Source organism: Corallococcus macrosporus DSM 14697 (assembly GCF_002305895.1).
Lineage (GTDB): Bacteria > Myxococcota > Myxococcia > Myxococcales > Myxococcaceae > Myxococcus > Myxococcus macrosporus.
In genome coordinates, this window is the sequence record NZ_CP022203.1 from 1,626,229 (window position 1) to 1,643,733 (window position 17,505).

Genomic DNA, 17,505 nt, shown 5'->3' on the forward strand with positions numbered 1-17,505 from the left:
AGGGGTCAGATGCCGAAGCGGAAGACGAACTCGGTCTCGGCCTGGCGGCCTCCCGGCTCGTCACACATGACGACCACGCGGTAGTAGCTGCCGCCGGCCGTGCCTTCTCTGAGGGTGTTGGCCGCGTCGCTCACCTGGTCCTTGCCGCTGCTGAACGAGGAGGTCGCGAGCACCGCCGCGGTGGGCGCCGACTCGGTGTCGCCCATGTGGGCGGTGCGCATGGTGCTGCTGTCGGCGACGACCTGGTCGTCTTGCAGCACCTGCTCCAGGCTGATGCTGGTGACGGGCACCGCGCCGGTGCCGAACACCTTCAGCCGCGACAGCAGGTAGCGCCGCGCCGTCTCCGCGCAGGCCTCCACGCGGTCGCTGCGCGTCTTGGACACCGCGGCGGACTGGTTGCGGCCGGTGAAGGTGATGGCGCCCACCACGAGCAGCAGCAGCACCGTCAGGGCAATCAGGGTGATGGCCAGGGCGCTGCCCCGGCGTGAGGCGAAGTGGGTCATGGTGGCTAGCCTCCCCAGACGTTCTTGAGGTCACCGGCGACGCCGGCGGCGCGCAGCTCGGGGATGAAGAAGGCGCGGGACGTCATGTTGGGGATGCGCACGGACGTCTCCACGGTGGTGCGGAAGAAGGTGTCCTCACCGTTCACCGGGTCCGCGTTGAAGAGCCGGCGGGCCTGGTTCTTCTTGCCGGAGGGCATGGGGCGCACCGAGCGCACCGTGAGGCCCACGCCGACGGAGCGGATGTTGGCGGTGTTCATGTTGTAGCGGAGCGCATCGTCATAGGGCGTGCTGTACGTGGGCGGGGGGACGTCCGCGTCGTACTTGGGCAGCATGACGGCGTCCTCGTCGCCCAGCACCCAGGCCATGCCGCTGCCCACGGCGCCGTCCGGCGCGGCCTGCCCGGCGCAGCACGCGGAGTTCGCGGGCGGGCGGTTCATCTGGTAGCTGACCTGGAAGGACTCCACGTCCGCGGCGATGGGGTCGAAGTCCGCGTCCTCCGCCCAGCCGTGCTTCACCACCAGGTACGGGCGGCCGCCGTGGGCCTCCACGCGCAGCCGCTTCTCCTGCACCAGCATGACGAAGGGCATGCGGGTGGAGTCCGTCATGCAGCCCTTGGGCACGTCCCCCGGGATGCCGGCGGCCAGCGCGGTCTCCAGCGAGGCCGTGGTGCCGTCCGCGGTCACGTCCGCCGCCAGCCGTCCCAGGAAGTAGTCCTGGCCGCCCGGGCAGGCCACCAGCACGGCCTGGCCCTGGCGCAGGGGCTGGCCGAAGTTGGCCGCGGGCTCCAGCGTGAGCTGGAAGGGCGGCGCCCCGGTGCCGTCGAGCTGGCCGCGGCGCAGGTACATGGGGTCGCGGTAGCGGAAGGCCAGGTCGTCGGTGACGAAGCTGCCCCAGTCCTCCACTTCCTCGGTGTAGTTGTCCTTGCGGTCCTCCGGCAGGCCGTCCGTGCCGAAGTCGAAGGCGATGGCCGGGTCCAGCCCGTAGCCCGCGTAGCGCAGCGTGCGGTTGAGGTAGTCCATGCCCACGCGGCTGCCTTCGACGGCCGTCTTGGAGACGGTGTTCTTCTGGAAGATGTCGTTGACGGCGATGATGGTCGCCGCCACCGCCAGCAGCACCACCGAGGAGACGGTGATGCCCACCAGCAGCTCGATGAGCGTGAAGCCGCGTCGCGCGGGCGTCCTGGGCGTGCTCACAGCTCCACCCCCGCGCCGTTCTCCGCCGGGTTGTAGAGCGCGACGAACTGCTTGACGTAGCGGCGCTGCCCCGCGCTGCGGAAGGACACCACCACCGCGACGGAGTCGATGGCCTGCGCCGGCGTCCAGACGAGCACGCGGCGGTAGTCCTCGCTCTCCTCCGTCGAGTACCCCGGCACCACCTTGAGCAGCGGGTCGCCGGTCGCGCTGTCGAAGGCGTCCAGGTCCACGACGCAGGCGTCGGGGAGGGTGGAGAGGCCACCGGCCAGCTCCAGCGTCTCCGCGGCGCCGGCGCAGCGCGCGGCGGACAGCGGCCCGGTGCCGGCGAAGAGGCGGGCGCGGCCCTGGAGCTGGAGCCCGGAGCGCACCTGCGCGGCGATGGCGCTGGCCTGCGACAGGCGGTTGGCGGCGGCGTTCTGCTGGCTGGCGAAGATGAGCCCGCCAAAGACACCGCTGATGCCCATGGCGAGGATGGCGGCGGCCGCCATGCCTTCGATGAGCGTGGCGCCGCGCATGGCGGCGCGGCGGGATGCGGGATTCAAGCGCCTCATCGGTTGGTCCTCGTGTCGACGAATCCGACGGGAGCGGAGATGGCGAAGAGGTATTCGCGCTGTCCGTCCGTGGAGGTGAGTGCCAGGGACGCGGCCCGGTTCAGGGCGCCGTTGCCCGCCGGGATGACGGGCTGGCCCGCGCCGTCCACGAAGCGCGCGGAGCCGTCACCGCGGAAGACGATGGCGCCCCGCCGCGGCGCGCCGCTGCAGAAGCTGCAATCCGACACCGGCAGGCCCTCGAAGATGCCGGTCCACGCCAGGTTGCCCGTGGCGCCGAAGCGCACGGTGCGCTGCGTGTAGCGGTCCATGTACATGGAGTCCATCAGCCGGCCCTGGTCCGCGGTGGGGTGGATGTCCAGGGGCGGCGAGAAGGTCGAGAAGGTCAACTGCCCGGCGGGCGCCGCGGCGTCGCCGAAGTTGCGCAGGCGGTCCTCCACCAGGAACCAGGCCCCGTGGCCGCCGGCCTGCCCCGCCGGGTCGAGGTCCGGGTAGACGATGAGCCACACGTCGGCCTGCCGGTCCACGGCGCGGGCGCGGGCCTCGGCGAGCGCGCCGGACAGGTCGGCCGCGGCGTTCTGCGGGCTCGTCCGCGCGCTGAGCTGCGCATAGCCCGCGTAGGCCAGGGCGGCCAGCACCGCGATGATGGCGAGGACGATGCTGACCTCCAGCAGCGTCGCGCCGCGTGCGTCGCGCCGGCTCACTTCGCGACCTCCAGGCGGACGCTCAGCGGCCGCTTGATGCCCTGGCGCCACACGAGCACCTCCGACACGCCCGGGCTCAGCCCCTGGACCGCGAGCTGGTTCGGCTCACCGAGCGACACCTCGACCACCGCGGGGGCCTGGACCCTGACGCGCTCGGCGTTCTCCACGATGAACTGCGTCTGCTCGAGCGGCGCCACGCGCACCACCAGCCCGGAGGGCTCCGCGCTCTTCGCCTCGGTGGCGTAGTCCAGCTCGGGAGCGGCGCCGGGGGCGGGGGCCGCGTCGGTGTCCTGGGCCCACGCGGCGGGGGTGGCCAGCGTCAGCGCCAGCGGCGCCCACAGCCTCCAGCGGCGCGCGCGTGAACGGGATGAAGGAGAGGGAGACGGAAAAACCGTGAGCAAGGGCATGGGGGGATGTCCTGCGAGCACAATGGCCCCCGGGGGCTGGGGCGATGGAGACACTGAGGGTGCATCTGCACACCACGTGCCTCCCTGGCTGGTGAGCCAAGCCCCCGACACTCCACGGCAATTTTCGGGAGGAGGGGCTTCAGAAGGGGCAGGCGACCTCGCAAGGTCTGCGAGCCCGCAAACTTTAGCCGCACCCAGACTGTTCGATGACAGGGACGTTGGAGTCCGAACAGACCCGGGTCACCAGCCGGCTTTACCGCTCCTCCGGGCCTTCTTCTCGGAGGTGCGCTTCTTGCCTTCCAGGCGCCGCCGCTTGGCGCCGGCCGTGGGCCTGGTGGCCCGCCGCACCTTGGGGACGAAGGTGAGGACCTTGAGGCCCTCGCGCAGGCGCTCCAGCGCCACGCCCTTGTTCTGCACCTGGCTGCGGCGCTCGGTGGCGCTGACGGACAGCTCGGTGGGGGCGTGCGTGAGGCGCACGCCGCTGGCGGTGGTGTTGCGGTGCTGTCCGCCCGGGCCCGAGGCGATGAAGTAGTCCACCTCGCACGCCTTCAGGAGGGCCTCGTCGTCCAGCGCGAGGGCGTCCAGCGCGGCCTGGCGGCGGGTGGGGGAAATGCTCATGGCGGTCTTCAAGGTATCCCTCCCAGGCCCCTTCGTGAACCGCTGACGCGCGGGCAGGCCCCGGCGCTGGACGGGACCCTGGCCGCCGTCTGACGAGGGGTTTCAGGGGAGAGGGGTTGCCGGGCCGAGGTGGAGCCAGGCCCCGGCGCCGGGTGGGCCGCGCGCCGGGCTCAGCGCACGTTGACGCTGATGCCGGTGCTGGCCTGCCGTCCGTCCTCGCTGGTGGCGATGAGGGAGGCGGCCACGGGCACGCGCGTCATGCCGCGGTCGGTGTTGATGTAGGGCTCCACGAAGGTCTCACCCGCCGGGATGGTGACCTCCTGCATGCCGATGCGGCGGGTGGGGGTCTCCAGGGAGAGCGTCACCGGCCCCGTGAAGCCCTCCGCCCGCGTCACGGTGATGCGCACCTTCTCGTTCTGCCCGGCGAAGAGGTCCACCTGACGCGGCTCGACGGCGATGGAGAAGTCCGGCTGGGCCACGGGCGGCTGCAGGATGACGAGGAACAGGTTGGCGCTGGTCGCGAACGTCTCCGCGGCGTTGGTGGCCGTCAGCAGGGCGCGCGTCATGCCCCGGAACTGCGTGTCCTGCGCCACCGCGAAGGTGGCGGTGGCGGTGACGCTGGCCTCGTTCTCCGGCAGGACGAACTCCGGCGTCAGCGTGACGCCCTCCGGCGCGCTCTGGAGGTCGACGCGGAACGCGCTCTGGTCATCTCCCTCGCGCAGCACGGTGAGCTCCACCGGGAAGCTCTCACCCGGGGCGGCGGTGAGGGTGTCGGGGAGGGAGAAGGTCAGGCGGAAGAAGGGCCCGTCGTTGCCGCAGGACAGCGCGAGCGCGCAGCAGGCGAGGAACAGGCCCCCGAGGAGGGGGCGGCGAAGGGATGGGGTCATGTTCTGGGTTCTCCTGGTGCGTGCCAGCATCCGCCCGTCGTGGCACCCGGGCAAGCCGCGTCAGGGCAGGCAGGTTCAACGGAACAGCGCCCGGGCCACCTCGTACGTGCCTGCGTGCGCGTCAATCGTGGCGGACAGGGGCTTCGCGTAGCCGCCGCCCAGGGTGAGTACCGCGGGCAGGCCCCGCTGGCGGGCGGCCTCCAGCACCAGCCGGTCGCGCGCGCGCAGCCCGGCGTGCGTGAGGGAGAGCCGCCCCAGCGCGTCCTCGGTGAGCGGGTCCACGCCGGCCTGGTAGAAGAGGATGCAGGCCCCCGCGCGGTCGAGCACCTCGGGCAGGTACAGCGCGAGCGCGTCCAGGTACGCCGCGTCCCCCGTGCCGTCCGGCAGGCCCACGTCGAGCTGGGAGGGCTGCTTGCGGAAGGGGAAGTTGTTCTCCCCGTGCATGGAGAAGGTGAAGACGGAGTCGTCGCCGGCGAAGACGGCGGCGGTGCCGTTGCCCTGGTGCACGTCCAGGTCCACCACTACGGCGCGGCGGATGTCGCGCGACGCCTGGAGCGCGCGGATGGCCACGGCGATGTCGTTGAAGACGCAGAAGCCCTCGCCGTGGTCTGGAAAGCCGTGGTGCGTGCCGCCAGAGAGGTTGCCGCCGATGCCGTCCTGGAGCGCGGCGCGGGCGGCGTCCACGGTGCCCGCCACCGCGGCGGCGAAGCGGCGCACCAGCTCGGGCGACCAGGGGAAGCCCAGGCGGCGCTGCTCGGCCTCGGTGAGGGTGCCCTGGAACAGCGCGTCCAGGTAGCGGGGCGTGTGGACGCGGGCCAAGTCCTCGCGCGGGCTGGGCGTGGATTCGGTGAGGGACTCCGGCGGCAGCACGCCGCGCGCCAGGAGCGCCTCGCGCAGCAGGCGGTACTTCTCCATGGGGAATCGGTGGCCGGGAGGCAACGGGACTTCGTAGCTGTCCGAATGGAAGACGCGCACGCGAGCAGGAGCCCTAACGCCAGGGCAGGGCGGGTGCAACCGGCGGCGCGCGTGAGAAATCGACCGGGGGCGTAGACCCGGGGGCGAGGTCATTCGTTCCAGGGTCGTACGCGCGCGCCGAAGCCTGCTGAATCCCGCTGTCGTCCCCTTGGAGAACGCCATGGACCGCAAGTTCCTGTCGCGCGCCGCGCTGTCGGCCGCGGTCGTCACCGCTCTGTCCGCCGCCCTGGCCCTGGCCACGGAGAGCCCGATTTTCAAGCCCGTGGAGAAGTCCGCGCCCGCCAAGGCGGCGACGCCGGCCGCTCAGGCGCAGCCCGCCGCTTCCCAGAAGCCCGCGCCGGCGCCGCCGTCACAACAGCAGAAGCCGGTCACGGCCCGGCCGGAGATTGAAGTGGTGTTCGTGCTGGACACCACGGGCTCGATGAGCGGACTGCTGGAGGGCGCGAAGCAGAAGATCTACTCCATCGCGTCGCGCATCGCGCAGGGCCGTCCCACGCCGCGCCTGAAGGTGGGGCTGGTGGCCTACCGCGACGTGGGCGACGAATATGTGACGAAGCGCTTCGACCTCAGCGATGACCTGGACACGGTGTTCGCCAACCTGCGCAAGTTCGAGGCGGGGGGCGGCGGGGACACGCCCGAGCACGTGGGGCGCGGCCTGGGCGAGGCCGTGTCCAAGCTGTCCTGGAGCCAGAACCGCGAGGTGATGAAGGCCATCTTCCTGGTGGGAGACGCTCCCCCGGCGCGGCGCAACGATGACTGGGACTTCAACTTCTGGGCGAAGAAGGCGCGCGAGAAGCACATCGTCGTGAACACCGTCCGGTGCGGTGGGGACGCCAAGACGGCGGTGGCGTGGCGGGCCGTGGCGAAGCTGACGGATGGCACCTTCGACTCCATCGACCAGTCCGGGGGCATGGTCGCCGTCGCCACACCGTACGACGAGGCGCTGGCGAAGGTGAACGCGGAGCTGTCCACGAAGACGCTCTACACGGGCCGCCGGGAGGTCCAGGCGGAGAACAAGGCGCGCGCCGCCTCCATGGCCCGGCTGGCGCCGGAGGCCGCGGCCGAGCGCATCAGCTACATGAAGAAGACGCGCGGCGCCGGGGCCGGTGGCGCTCCCGCCAGCAGCGCGCCCAAGGCGGTGGGCGGCGCGGTGGACCTGGTGGAGGCGCCGTCCGCGCTGGCGGGCGTGAGCCAGGACGAGCTGCCCGCCGAGCTCAAGGGCTTGTCTGCCGAGGCGCAGGCCGCGAAGGTGAAGACGCTCTCCGAGGAGAAGAAGGCGCTGGAGAAGAAGGCGGAGACGCTGGCCGCCGAGCGCGAGGCGTGGCTGACGAAGAACGCCCCCGCCAAGGAGGACGCCTTCGACGCCAACGTGATGAAGGGCGTGAAGGCCCAGGCGGCGAAGCACGGCATCGCCTACTGAGCGTCACGGGAAGAGGGGGACAGGGAGCCGCGGACGCGCTTGGAGGCGTCCGCGGCTCCCTGTCCGTTCCGTTCCGCAAGGGGCATGGTCCCTCCGTCGAGCACTCCCGGAGGGGCCGCGCGCGTTACTCCCGCGTCACCGCCTGGAGCACGACTTCCCGCCGCCGCTCCAAGAGCCGCAGCGCCAGCGGCAGCACCCCGCGGTACAGCGCCACGTTCAGCGCGGCGGCCAGCAGAATCATCGCCGCCGTGTGCCACGTGGGGCCGTCCTTGCCCGCGAGCTTGAGCGCCCACCCGAAGGGCATGCAGCCCGCGCTGGCCGCGAGGATGCCCAGCATGGAGGCCGTCAGCGGCACCTTGTCCCGCCGCTTGAGGCTGGCGTGGAACTTCACCGGGAAGTACAGCGACAGGAAGTTGCCCGCCGCCAGCAGCATGGGCACCACGGTGGCCACGGCCGCCATGGCGCACAGCATGTCCAGCGCGGTGCCGAAGCCGAAGTACACCCGGTAGAAGAGCGCCACCAGCGCCGCCATCGCGAGCGCCGCCGCGCCCTGCACCTGGTTCTTCGCGCGCAGCACGTCCGCCAGGTCCAGGGGCGCCGCCAGGAACGCCGCGAAGCCCTGCCCGTCATACGCGAAGGTGTTCTGCGAGAAGGTGGACGCAATCACCACCGCGCCGTAGATGCACAGGCCGCCCATCAGCCACGCGTCCGCGGAGGCGCCCAGGACGAACACGAACAAGTCCCTGCCGGACAGCAGCTTCAGCAGGATGGCCAGGATGAAGGGCACCGACGCCAGCAGCCGCGCGCGCGGGTTGCGCCACAGGTCCAGGGCCTCGCGCGTCACCAGCGTGGTGTAGCGCGTCTTCGTGGTGGCGAACGGGTTGCTGTCACCCGAGTCCTTGCGCGAGCCCCCCGCGCGGCCCGCCTGCCGGTGGAAGCGCATCAGCAGCGCGTAGGCCACCGCCATGCCCACCGCGGTGAAGAAGAGCAGCGCCGCCGCCTCGGCCATGGCCACCCGGGGCCGGTGCCAGGCGAGCTGCGCCAGCGCGTCACCGAAGAGGCCCGGGGGCACGCGGCCCAGCGCCACCGCCGCGTTGATGATGAGGCTCATGTCCAGCGCGTCCACGCCCGCCTCACCCACCGCCGTCAGCCACGACGTGTCGATGGGCGGAATGAAGGACGCGCCCAGCAGGAACAGCGCCAGCCCGCCGCCCATGATTTCCGCGCTGTGCTTCTCCCGCAGCACGTTGATGACGGCGTACAGCGCCACCCGGCTCCACGCCGCGCACAGGAGCGCGAAGAGGATGTAGAGGACCACGGCCAGCCACGGCATGTAGAGCACGTAGACGGACGCGAAGCCCAGCGCGGCCCCGGTGAGCGGCGCGTAGAAGACGAGCGCGCGCGGCTCGAAGAGGCTGGCCACCGTGGAGGCGATGAGCAGCCGGAAGGGGGAGATGGGGAAGGCCGCGTAGCGGCTCAGCTCGGAGTGGTCATCCACGCCCGCGGAGAGCAGCGGCCACGTCACCCACACGGAGAAGGTGACGAAGCACAGCAGGTTGAGGATGAAGAAGGGCCACACCTCGCTCTGCGCGATGGGCTTCAGCCGCATCAGCGCGAAGAACGTCAGCCCCAGGAAGAGGCCCGGCGCGCTGGACGCGGCGAAGGCGGCCACCGCGAGCAGCCGGCTGCGTCCGGGGCCCTGATTCAACCCGATGTCGAAGCGCAGGCCCCACAGGAGCCACAGGTGCCGGAAGAAGCCGGGCACGGCGGGGCGGCTCATGCGGTCTCCCGGCGCAGCGGCGTCACGGAGGCGGGGGCTTCTCCGTAGAAGGACAGGCGCGCGTTGCGCGAGGCCGGCACGGAGATGAGCTTCTCGAACACCGCCTCCAGTGACGGGCACTCGTAGCGCGACAGCAGCGAGCCCACCGGCCCCTGGTCCAGCATCCGGCCGCCGCGGAGGATGCCCGCGTGCGTGGCCAGCCGCTCGGCGATCTCCAGCACGTGCGTGGTGAGCAGCAGCGTCACCCCGCGCCGGCTCAGCTCGCGCAGGAGCTCGCGGATGACGCCGGCGGCCAGCACGTCAATGCCCTCGAAGGGCTCGTCCAGCAGCACGAGCTCCGGCGCGTGGATCAGCGCCGCGGCGATGGCGAGCCTCCGGCGCATGCCCTTGGAGTACTCCGCCACCAGCGCGCCGGCCTTGTAGGTGAGCTCCGTCAGCTCCAGCAGCTCCGCGGCGCGCGCGGCGGCCTCGTCTCCGTCCAGCCCGTACATGCGGGCGCAGAAGGTGAGGTACTGGCGGCCGGTGAGCCGCTCGAAGAGGCTCAGCTCCTCCGGCACCACGCCCACGCGGCGCTTCACTTCCATGGGCCTGGCCACCGCGTCCACCCCGAGCATCCGGATGGTGCCCGCGTCGGGGCCGTACACCCCCGTCAGCAGGGCGATGCTGGTGGACTTCCCGGCCCCGTTGGGGCCCAGGTACGCGTAGAAGGCGCCGCGGGGAATCTGCAGGTCCAGCCCGTTGAGCGCGCTGAAGCCGCCAAAGCGCTTCTGCAGTCCGCGGGCGTCGACCGCCAGGTCATCAGTGGGAGAGGGCGTCATGGAATGCCCTGCATCTCACCCGAGCCCGGCACCGGGGGACAATCCCCACCCGTCAACAGGGGGATGCCCGCCCGCTTTCAGGGTGCCGCCTCAGTGGACGAGCGACATCTCCGGCGGACCGGCGATCTGCTGCACCGTCATCCGCACCTTGTCCAGGTCCACCGGCTTGGAGATGTAGCCGGCGGCGCCCACCAGCTCGGCCTCCCATTCGAAGCCGTAGCCGGAGATGATGATGATGGGCAGCCCGCGCGCGCGGGGCATCTTCTTGAGCGCGTCGAGCAATCCCCAGCCGCTCATGACCGGCATCCGCAAGTCGAGCAGCACGGCGGAGGGCATGTCTCCCTCCAGCAGGTCCAGCGCCTCACGGCCGTTGGCCGCTTGAACCGTGGGATAGCCCATTTCCTCGAGGGCATCGCAGATGAGCGTGCGGTGGCTCGCGTCGTCGTCGACGACCAGGATGTGGGACATGGCAGGGCCTCGGAAGCTGCGGCTGGGTGACTCGCCGCGAAATTCTATGGGCAGGATGATGGGAACTCCTCTTCCATTCCGGAAGGGGCTCCGACGTTTTTCAACAGCGAACGGCCCGTGAGGACGAGCCTTGAAACCGGGGCCGGGCCCCACGGGGCTCACGCTCCGTAAAGCTGGAGTGCATTCTGCCCCAGGATGCCCGCGAGCACCGCGTCATCCAGCTTCATCCCCAGCAAGGTCCGCAGCTCCCGGTCCCACGCGTAGGGGAGGTTGGGGAAGTCCGTGCCGTAGAGGATGCGCTCGGGCCGGACCTCCAGCGCGCGGCGGGGAAGGGGCACGGGGAAGTACCCCGCCAGCGCCATGGTGGTGTCCAGCCAGAGGTTGTCGTGGCGCTCCAGCAGCCGCGCGTAGGCGTCGAACTCGTCCGCGCCCAGGTGCGGCACGCACAGCTTCAGCGTGGGATGGTCCTTCAGCACACGCTCCACCCGTTCGGCGGCGCAGAGCGCGTAGGTGTCGCAATGGTAGTGGGGGCTGGAGGGCTCCCGCCCCGCATGCATGACGAGCGGACGGCCCGCCTTCGCGCACGCGGCATACACCTCGTGAAGGTGCGGCGCGTCAGGGGCGAAGCATTGGACGTGGCAGTGAATCTTCACCCCCCGCAGGCCCGCGGCGAAGGCCTCCTCCAGCACCGCCGTCGCCTCCGGCTCACCCGGGAGCACGGTGGCGAGCCCCAGCACGCGGGGCTCTTCCCGGGCCACCTCCGCCACGTAGGCGTTGAGCGCGCGGGCCATGCCCGGCCGGTGGGCGTAGTGCAGCGCCACCACCCGCTGGACACCCCGTGACAGGAGGAAGGACACGACCTGGCGCGTGTGCAGCTTGTAGCGGATGGGCCAGCCGTACCGGTCGAACCAGCGCCACACCGCCTCGAACACCCGGTCCGGGAAGAGGTGGACGTGCGCGTCCACCACGGGCGGCAGGCTGTCCGGCAGGCGGGGGCCTTCTGAATCGTGAAGGCCGGGCATGGGCAGGGTGATGCCGGCGTCCCGCCACGTGGGGGCGGTGGCCAGGCAGGGGACGGGCACGTCGGCGTCGGAGTCGGTGGCCATGACGAGCCACCCGTCTTAAGCCTTCTTGGCGCTGTCGTCCTCGTCGCCGTCGGTCCGCCGCAGGTAGGTGTTGTGCGGGTACCCCTGGCGGGACAGCCGCTGCGCCTCGATGGCGTCCGCGACCTTGCCGCAGACCTGACCCAACATGCGCAGCGACTCGGCGAGGAGCCGCTCGGCGTGGTCCTGCGCGTCGGCGGCCTGGATGGTGGTGCGCTCTTTGCGGAACAGCCCGGGCAGCTTCATCTCCCCCCAAGCATAGGTGACGCACCGCCCCGGTGCCACCGCCCCGCGAGGGCAGGCTTAACCGCGTTGACGGCCCACGAAATTTACATTTTTGAGCAGTTACCCCCGGCCACCTGCCTGGATGCCCGCCATGTGCGCCTGTAACTCCTTGGACTTCCAAGGCTTTGACGAATTTTCAAGTGGGGGGATGACAGGGCGTTAATCCGGCCCTACATTGGGTTCCGTTGGGTTTACGGCACAGGAGCTGCGCATGGCTTACGACGGCGAGCTGGTGAAGATGGAGAACGGTCGCTGGGCGCGGTTCCAGCGGTGCCAGGTGTACCGCCCGGGCGTCGAGGACGCGGGCGAGACGATGCTGCTGATCGCCGTGGAGCTGGAGGAGCGCTTCCAGCGCCAGCTCGACGCGGCGGCGGACTCCCTGGCCCAGTACCGCTACCAGGGCGTGCCCGTGCAGGTCCGCTTCGACGCGGACGCCCAGGGCATCACCCTGCAGCCCGAGCAGTCGGTGTCCGCACCCGCGGTGCACTGAACACCGACGCCGCGTGGGCGGACCGTTGATGATTTGACGGATTCACAACACCCGGGGCCTCGCGATTCACATCGCGGGGCCCTTCGTTTTTACACGCGCTGACGAGCAGCGTCAGGCGTCGTCCAGCCAACGGGTGTAGGCCTCGAAGCCGTAGTCCCTGCCCAGGAATGAGCGCACCAGGTCCGCGGCGTCCCGGGAGCCGCCGGGGCCCAGCACGGTGTCCCGGAAGCGCTGGGCCGTGGCGGGGTCCATCAGCCCGTGCTCCAGGAAGGGCGTGAGCAGATCCCGGGCGATGACGAGCGACCAGAGGTAGGCGTAGTACGCGGACGAGTAGTACCCGTCGAGTTGGACGAAGGAGAGGTGGGCGTAGGTGTCGTCCAGGGCGGGGAAGGGCATGTAGCGCTCCTGGAGCGCATGGACTCGCGCGGTGGTGTCCACGCTGGCCGGGTCGCTGGCGTGGAGCTGGAGGCTGACGGCCGCGTAGAAGAGCTGCTGGCGCAGCCACAGCCCCTTGCCGAAGGCCTCCGCGCGCCGCATGCGGAGGATGGTGTCCGTGGGCAGCGGCTCCCCGGTGTCGACGTGCCGGGCGAAGGTCCGCAGGGACTCCGGGCGCCAGGCCCACTCCTCCAGCACCTGGGCGGGGGCCTCCACGAAGTCGCGCTCCGTGCGCGAGCCGGACAGGCTCGCCCAGCGCGCGCGGCCGCCCAGGACGTGGTGCAGCAGGTGGCCGAACTCGTGGAAGAAGGTCTGCACCTGGGCGTGCTGGAGCAGCGCGGGGTGGGCGCCGGGGCGGGGGAAGTTCGCCGTCAGCACGCCCTCCGGAAGCGTCCTGCCCGCGCGGCCGGTGGCCAGGTCCCACTGCGCCGGGTGGGCGTACTTGTCCGGGCGCGGGTGCATGTCCAGGTAGAAGCGCCCCAGGCGCGTGGGGCCCTCGTAGATGTCCCAGGTCTCGATGTCCGGGTGCCACGCCGGCGCGTCGGTGACGCGGCGGTAGGTGAGTCCGAAGAGCCGCGAGGTGATGTCCAGCACGCCCTGCTTCACCCGCGTGTATTCGAAGAAGGGCCGCAGCTCGCGCGAGTCGAGCCGGTGGCGCTCCGCGCGCACCTGCTCCTTGAGGTACGTCTGCTCCCACGGCTCCACGCGGGCGGCGCCGGGCACCTCGCGCCGCTTGCGCGCCAGCAGCGCGGCGTAGTCGTCCTTCACGCGCGTGGCGGTGGCGGTGGCGAGCTGTTCGATGAAGGCCTCGGCCACGTGCTGGTGGCGGACCATCTTGTCCTCGGACGCGTAGGCGGCCCAGGACGGGTAGCCCAGGAGCGTGGCCAGGTCGTGCCGCGCCTGGAGCAGGCGTGACAGCGTCTCCAGGTTGCGCGGGTGGCCGCGCTGCTGCCCCGCGCGCCACAGCGCCTCGCGGGCGCGCCCGTCGCGCGCGTAGGTCAGGAAGGGCAGCGTGTCGGACGGGTCCGTGGTGATGCGCACCCGGCCATCCGGCCCTGGCGGGTGGTCCCGGATGTAGTCGTCTGGGAGGCCGTCCAGCGCGTCCGGGGCCACGTCCACGTACCGGACGTCCTCGCGGATGTGCTGGCTGAAGGCCTGGCCCAGCCGCGTGAGGGTGTCGTTCAGCTCGCGCAGCCGCGCGCGGGTGGCCGCGTCCCGGTTCACCCCCGCGCGCCGGAAGCCTCGCAACACCAGGTCCACCCAGCGCCGGGTGGCGGCGTCCTGGCCGCTCAAATCCAGCGCGGCCAGCGCCGCGTAGACGCGGGGGTTGAGCGACACGTCCGTGCGCTTGCCGTCCGTCGCCTGGGCGCAGCGCTCCGCCGCCGCGCGGAAGGCGGCGTCCGGGTGGGTGTTGGCGCCCAGGTTCCCCCGGCTGTGGGCGTCATCCAGCAGCGCCATGGCGTCGTCGTAGGCGGTGAGCGCCGCGTCCACGTCCCGCGGCGTGGGCAGCGCCAACATCGCCTGGATGCGCGCCTCCGCCTGTCGCACGTCGCGCAGGCAGGCGGCCAGGAAGCGCTCGGGCGTGAAGGTCAGTTGGCGGCCCGCGTCAGGCTCCAGCGGCCGTGGCGCGCCCAGGGGCTCACCAGATGACGCGAGGCGCTGCGCGGAGGATGGGCCAGTGCAGCCCGCGAGCGCGAGGCTGACGACGAAGACGACCAAGCGGTGCAAATGCCACTCCCAGCGCGGGTGATGGGGCAACGTGCGGGGGACCGGCCTATTTCCGCTGCGCGCCCTGCAGGGAATGACGAAGAGCGCGCCGTTTCATCGAAAGTTTCCGTCGCGGACGTCGTCCGGCCCGGGGCAACGCGCCGGGGCCGGCGATGCCGCGCGGAGTCGTGCGTGCGTCAGCCGCTCACCTGGAAGAAGCGGGCGGCGTTCTCATGGGTGATGCGGCGCACGATGCGCTCGGACAGGCTGGCCTTGGCCAGGAGGTTGGCGGCGCGCGCCAGGCCGAGGATGTCCCCGGCGCCGTCGCCCGCGTCCGAGTCGAGCATGAGCCGCTCGCTGCCCAGCCGCCGCACCAGCGCCACGGCGCGCTCGGCCTTGAGCGCCTCGGGGTGCAGCGTCAGGCCGGCCCAGTGGCCCACCTCCAGGATGGTGCGCACCGTGCGCGCGTTGGCGTGGTCCACCAGCGCGCGCGAGGGCAGGAGGCCCGACTGCCGCAGCAGCGTGAGGATGCGCCGCGTGTGGCGCTCCTTGTCGGCGGTGGGGGTGTGCACCACCACGCGCAGCTTGAGGCCGCGGGCCAGCGCGAGCTGCTCCAGGAAGGCCTCCTCCTCTTCCTCTCCGCCCGCGTGCAGGCCCGTCTCGCCCAGGGCCACCACGCGCCCGCCCTGGAAGTAGCCGGGCAGGGCGGACAGCACCTCGCTCAGCCCGCGCCGGGGGATGCAGCGCGGGTGGACGCCCAGCGCGGCGTACGCGCGGATGCCCAGGCGCTCCAGCCGGGGGAGCTGCCGCTCCACCAGGTCATCGAAGTGGCGCAGCAGCGCCTTGGACGTGGGCTCCGGGAAGTGGTGCGCCACCACCAGCGCCCGCTCCACGCCGAAGAGGCGCATGGACTCCAGGTCCTGGTCGCTCAGGCCCTCCGGGTGGAGGTGGGCGTCGAAGATGGGCGGCGGGGTCGGCACTGCTCAATCCTGCCCCAGGGCGGCGCCTTCGTTGCGCGGGTCGCTGGCGGAGAAGCGCAGCCCCGTCTTCGGGTCGCTGTAGACGGCCTCCGCGTCACCCCACTGCTCCACGCGGCGGATTTTGTGGCCCTTGGCCTCCAGCGCGGACAGCGTCGCCGGCTCCAGGCCCCACCTGTCCACCCACACCTCGTCGGGCAGGTACTGGTGGTGCACGCGGCCCTCGTTCACCGCGCGCGCCACGTCCATGCCGTGGTCCACCACGTTGCTGATGACCTGGATGACGGTGGTGGGGATGGTGGAGCCGCCGGGGCTGCCCACCGCGAGCATGACGCGCCTTGGGTCCTCCTTGGAGAACACCAGCGTGGGGGACATGGAGGACAGCGGGACCTTGCCCGGCGCAATCGCGTTGGGCTCGCCCGTCACCAGGCCGTAGGCGTTGGGCACGCCGGGCTGCGCGGCGAAGTCGTCCATCTCGTCGTTGAGCAGCACGCCGGTGCCCTTGGCCACCATGCACGAGCCGAAGCCGTAGTTCACCGTCGTCGTCATGGCCACCGCGTTGCCGTCCTTGTCGATGACGGAGATGTGCGTGGTGTTCTTCTTCTCCGGCTCGGGCGTCAGGGTGGTGGGCTCGTCCGTCAGCGTGGAGCCCCGCACGCCTTCCTTCGGCGCCAGCAGGGACGCGCTGGGCGTGGCCTTCTTCGGGTCGATGGAGCCCGCCAGGTCCGCGACGTGCCCGGCTGACACCAGCCGCGCCAGGGGCACGTCCACGAAGGCCGGGTCCCCCAGGTGCTTCGCGCGGTCCACGTAGGCCCGCCGCACGGCCTCCACGTAGAGGTGCAGCGCCTCCGCGTCGCGGAACGCCAGGCCCTGGGGCCGGAGTTGCTCCAGCGCCGTCAGGACCTGGATGACGGCCACGCCGCCCGCGCTCGGCGGGGGCATGGTGAGCACGCGGTGGCCGCGGTACGAGCCCGCGAGCGGCGTGGCGCCGCGCGTCTTGTACGCGGCCAGGTCCTCCTGCGTGAGGATGCCGCCGCCCGCCTGCACCGACGTGGCGATGGCCTTCGCCACCGGCCCCGCATAGAAGGCCTTGGCGCCCTGCTTCGAGATGGCGGTCAGCGTGCGCGCCAGGTCGGGCTGGCGGATGAGGTGCCCCACGGGCGGGGCCTCCCACTGGCCCTGGGCGTCCTTCACCAGGAACACGCGCGAGGCCTCCGCGTCCCGGCGCAGGCAGGCCAGCCGGCCCTCCGCCATGGTGCGGTAGCGCGGCGTCACCCACATGCCCCGCTTCGCCGCCGCGATGGCCGGCGCCAGCACCACGGCGGGCTTCAGCTTGCCGTGCGCCTTGAGCAGCTCCAGGTAGCCCGCCACGGCTCCCGGCACCGCCACGCTCAGCGCGCCGTCCGTGGACAGGCCCGGCACCACCTTGCCGTCCTTCACGTACATGTCCCGCGTGGCCGCCTTGGGGGCGACTTCACGGAAGTCCAGCACCTTCGTGTCGCCGCGCTTCGCGTCGTGCACCAGCGCGAAGCCGCCGCCGCCAATGCCGGAGTGGTAGGGGCCCACCACCGCCGCCACGAAGGCCGCCGCCACCGCCGCGTCCGTGGCGTTGCCGCCCTTCTCCAGCATCTCCAACGCCGCCGCGCTCGCCTGCGGGTAGGCCGTGGCCACCGCGCCGCCCCGGTAGGGCCGCGCCGCCTGTGCCACACACGCCACCAACATCACCGCGGTCAGCAGCCCTCGCTTCAGCACCGCACCGCGGAAGCTCATCTCCTTCACGGGTTCAGCCCTCCTCGCGCTGTCTGAACAGTCCATCGCTGGCTTTCGTCCTGGGTGATGTGTTACCCGGGCGACAAAAGCCTACCCTCCAGTCCGGCGACGCCAGGGGACCAGACGGACTACATGTGTCCCGGTATGCACGAACCGTGTGGTCGGGACCAGGGTTTCAGTCCGACAACATTTTTCTTCTTGGATTGTTCTCCGGCGACGTGCATCCTGGTCCCATCATGAATCGCGTCTGGGGGAGCGTATGAGCACGCCAGCCATACCCGAGAACAAGGCCCTGCCTGGCGCCGCGCCGACCGCGGCGGAGGTGACGGTCTTCTTGAAGCCCAGCTTCGGCATCACGGTTCAGCGCAACACCCTGTGCGTCTCGGTCAGTGCGAAGGCACGGCCGGTGGACACCCC

General features: G+C 71.5%; 18 protein-coding genes. 2 read left to right on the forward strand and 16 right to left on the reverse strand.

Annotated elements, in window-relative coordinates; genetic code table 11:
• Positions 1-5: 5 nt before the first annotated feature.
• The 8 genes from MYMAC_RS06830 to MYMAC_RS06865 all read right to left on the reverse strand — a co-directional run bounded on the left by MYMAC_RS06830 (position 6) and on the right by MYMAC_RS06865 (position 5,835).
• A complete protein-coding gene (locus MYMAC_RS06830) occupies positions 6-503 on the reverse strand; it encodes a hypothetical protein (protein WP_013935491.1) in 498 nt (165 codons plus the stop codon).
• A gap of 5 nt (positions 504-508) precedes the next feature.
• The gene (locus tag MYMAC_RS06835) at positions 509-1,696 is read right to left on the reverse strand and encodes a PilW family protein (protein ID WP_095957487.1); all 1,188 of its coding nucleotides are present in this window, start codon (positions 1,694-1,696) and stop codon (positions 509-511) included.
• Complete coding sequence (locus MYMAC_RS06840) at positions 1,693-2,247, reverse strand: type IV pilus modification PilV family protein (protein ID WP_043709034.1); 555 nt, start codon at positions 2,245-2,247, stop codon at positions 1,693-1,695. The genes MYMAC_RS06835 and MYMAC_RS06840 overlap by 4 nt, the downstream gene beginning before the upstream one ends.
• Positions 2,244-2,948: a prepilin-type N-terminal cleavage/methylation domain-containing protein gene (locus MYMAC_RS06845; protein ID WP_013935488.1), complete on the reverse strand. Its 705-nt coding sequence runs from the start codon at positions 2,946-2,948 to the stop codon at positions 2,244-2,246. Before MYMAC_RS06845 ends, MYMAC_RS06840 begins: the two co-directional genes overlap by 4 nt.
• Positions 2,945-3,355 (reverse strand): pilus assembly protein N-terminal domain-containing protein, encoded by a 411-nt coding sequence (locus MYMAC_RS06850; RefSeq protein WP_095957488.1) that lies wholly within the window; start codon positions 3,353-3,355, stop codon positions 2,945-2,947. Before MYMAC_RS06850 ends, MYMAC_RS06845 begins: the two co-directional genes overlap by 4 nt.
• A gap of 240 nt (positions 3,356-3,595) precedes the next feature.
• Complete coding sequence (locus MYMAC_RS06855; RefSeq protein WP_095957489.1) at positions 3,596-3,973, reverse strand: peptide chain release factor family protein; 378 nt, start codon at positions 3,971-3,973, stop codon at positions 3,596-3,598.
• A gap of 170 nt (positions 3,974-4,143) precedes the next feature.
• Positions 4,144-4,860, reverse strand: a complete 717-nt coding sequence (locus tag MYMAC_RS06860; RefSeq protein ID WP_204817430.1) for a COG1470 family protein — start codon at positions 4,858-4,860, stop codon at positions 4,144-4,146.
• A gap of 75 nt (positions 4,861-4,935) precedes the next feature.
• Positions 4,936-5,835 (reverse strand): histone deacetylase family protein, encoded by a 900-nt coding sequence (locus tag MYMAC_RS06865; RefSeq protein ID WP_013935484.1) that lies wholly within the window; start codon positions 5,833-5,835, stop codon positions 4,936-4,938.
• A 160-nt stretch (positions 5,836-5,995) separates the two neighbouring features.
• On the opposite strand from MYMAC_RS06865, the gene MYMAC_RS06870 reads away from it, so the two are divergent.
• Positions 5,996-7,255: a vWA domain-containing protein gene (locus MYMAC_RS06870; RefSeq protein WP_170114707.1), complete on the forward strand. Its 1,260-nt coding sequence runs from the start codon at positions 5,996-5,998 to the stop codon at positions 7,253-7,255.
• Between the two features lie 124 nt (positions 7,256-7,379).
• On the opposite strand, the gene MYMAC_RS06875 is transcribed toward MYMAC_RS06870, so the two are convergent.
• The 5 genes from MYMAC_RS06875 to MYMAC_RS06895 all read right to left on the reverse strand — a co-directional run bounded on the left by MYMAC_RS06875 (position 7,380) and on the right by MYMAC_RS06895 (position 11,670).
• Positions 7,380-9,035, reverse strand: a complete 1,656-nt coding sequence (locus MYMAC_RS06875) for a hypothetical protein (protein ID WP_095957492.1) — start codon at positions 9,033-9,035, stop codon at positions 7,380-7,382.
• Complete coding sequence (locus tag MYMAC_RS06880) at positions 9,032-9,853, reverse strand: ABC transporter ATP-binding protein (protein WP_095957493.1); 822 nt, start codon at positions 9,851-9,853, stop codon at positions 9,032-9,034. Before MYMAC_RS06880 ends, MYMAC_RS06875 begins: the two co-directional genes overlap by 4 nt.
• Before the next feature lie 90 nt (positions 9,854-9,943).
• Positions 9,944-10,321: a response regulator gene (locus MYMAC_RS06885; protein WP_011551495.1), complete on the reverse strand. Its 378-nt coding sequence runs from the start codon at positions 10,319-10,321 to the stop codon at positions 9,944-9,946.
• A 158-nt stretch (positions 10,322-10,479) separates the two neighbouring features.
• Positions 10,480-11,427 (reverse strand): amidohydrolase family protein, encoded by a 948-nt coding sequence (locus tag MYMAC_RS06890; protein ID WP_095957494.1) that lies wholly within the window; start codon positions 11,425-11,427, stop codon positions 10,480-10,482.
• 15 nt (positions 11,428-11,442) lie between these two features.
• Complete coding sequence (locus tag MYMAC_RS06895) at positions 11,443-11,670, reverse strand: hypothetical protein (RefSeq protein ID WP_013935479.1); 228 nt, start codon at positions 11,668-11,670, stop codon at positions 11,443-11,445.
• A gap of 250 nt (positions 11,671-11,920) precedes the next feature.
• On the opposite strand from MYMAC_RS06895, the gene MYMAC_RS06900 reads away from it, so the two are divergent.
• Positions 11,921-12,199, forward strand: a complete 279-nt coding sequence (locus MYMAC_RS06900) for a hypothetical protein (RefSeq protein WP_013935478.1) — start codon at positions 11,921-11,923, stop codon at positions 12,197-12,199.
• 111 nt (positions 12,200-12,310) lie between these two features.
• Here MYMAC_RS06900 and MYMAC_RS06905 read toward each other — a convergent pair whose 3' ends face one another.
• The 3 genes from MYMAC_RS06905 to ggt all read right to left on the reverse strand — a co-directional run bounded on the left by MYMAC_RS06905 (position 12,311) and on the right by ggt (position 17,133).
• Positions 12,311-14,362, reverse strand: coding sequence for a M3 family metallopeptidase (locus tag MYMAC_RS06905; RefSeq protein WP_095957495.1), 2,052 nt, complete (start codon positions 14,360-14,362; stop codon positions 12,311-12,313).
• A gap of 176 nt (positions 14,363-14,538) precedes the next feature.
• Positions 14,539-15,321 (reverse strand): TatD family hydrolase, encoded by a 783-nt coding sequence (locus tag MYMAC_RS06910; protein WP_095957496.1) that lies wholly within the window; start codon positions 15,319-15,321, stop codon positions 14,539-14,541.
• 3 nt (positions 15,322-15,324) lie between these two features.
• Positions 15,325-17,133 (reverse strand): gamma-glutamyltransferase, encoded by a 1,809-nt coding sequence (gene ggt / locus MYMAC_RS06915; protein ID WP_095957497.1) that lies wholly within the window; start codon positions 17,131-17,133, stop codon positions 15,325-15,327.
• Between the last annotated feature and the right edge of the window lie 372 nt (positions 17,134-17,505).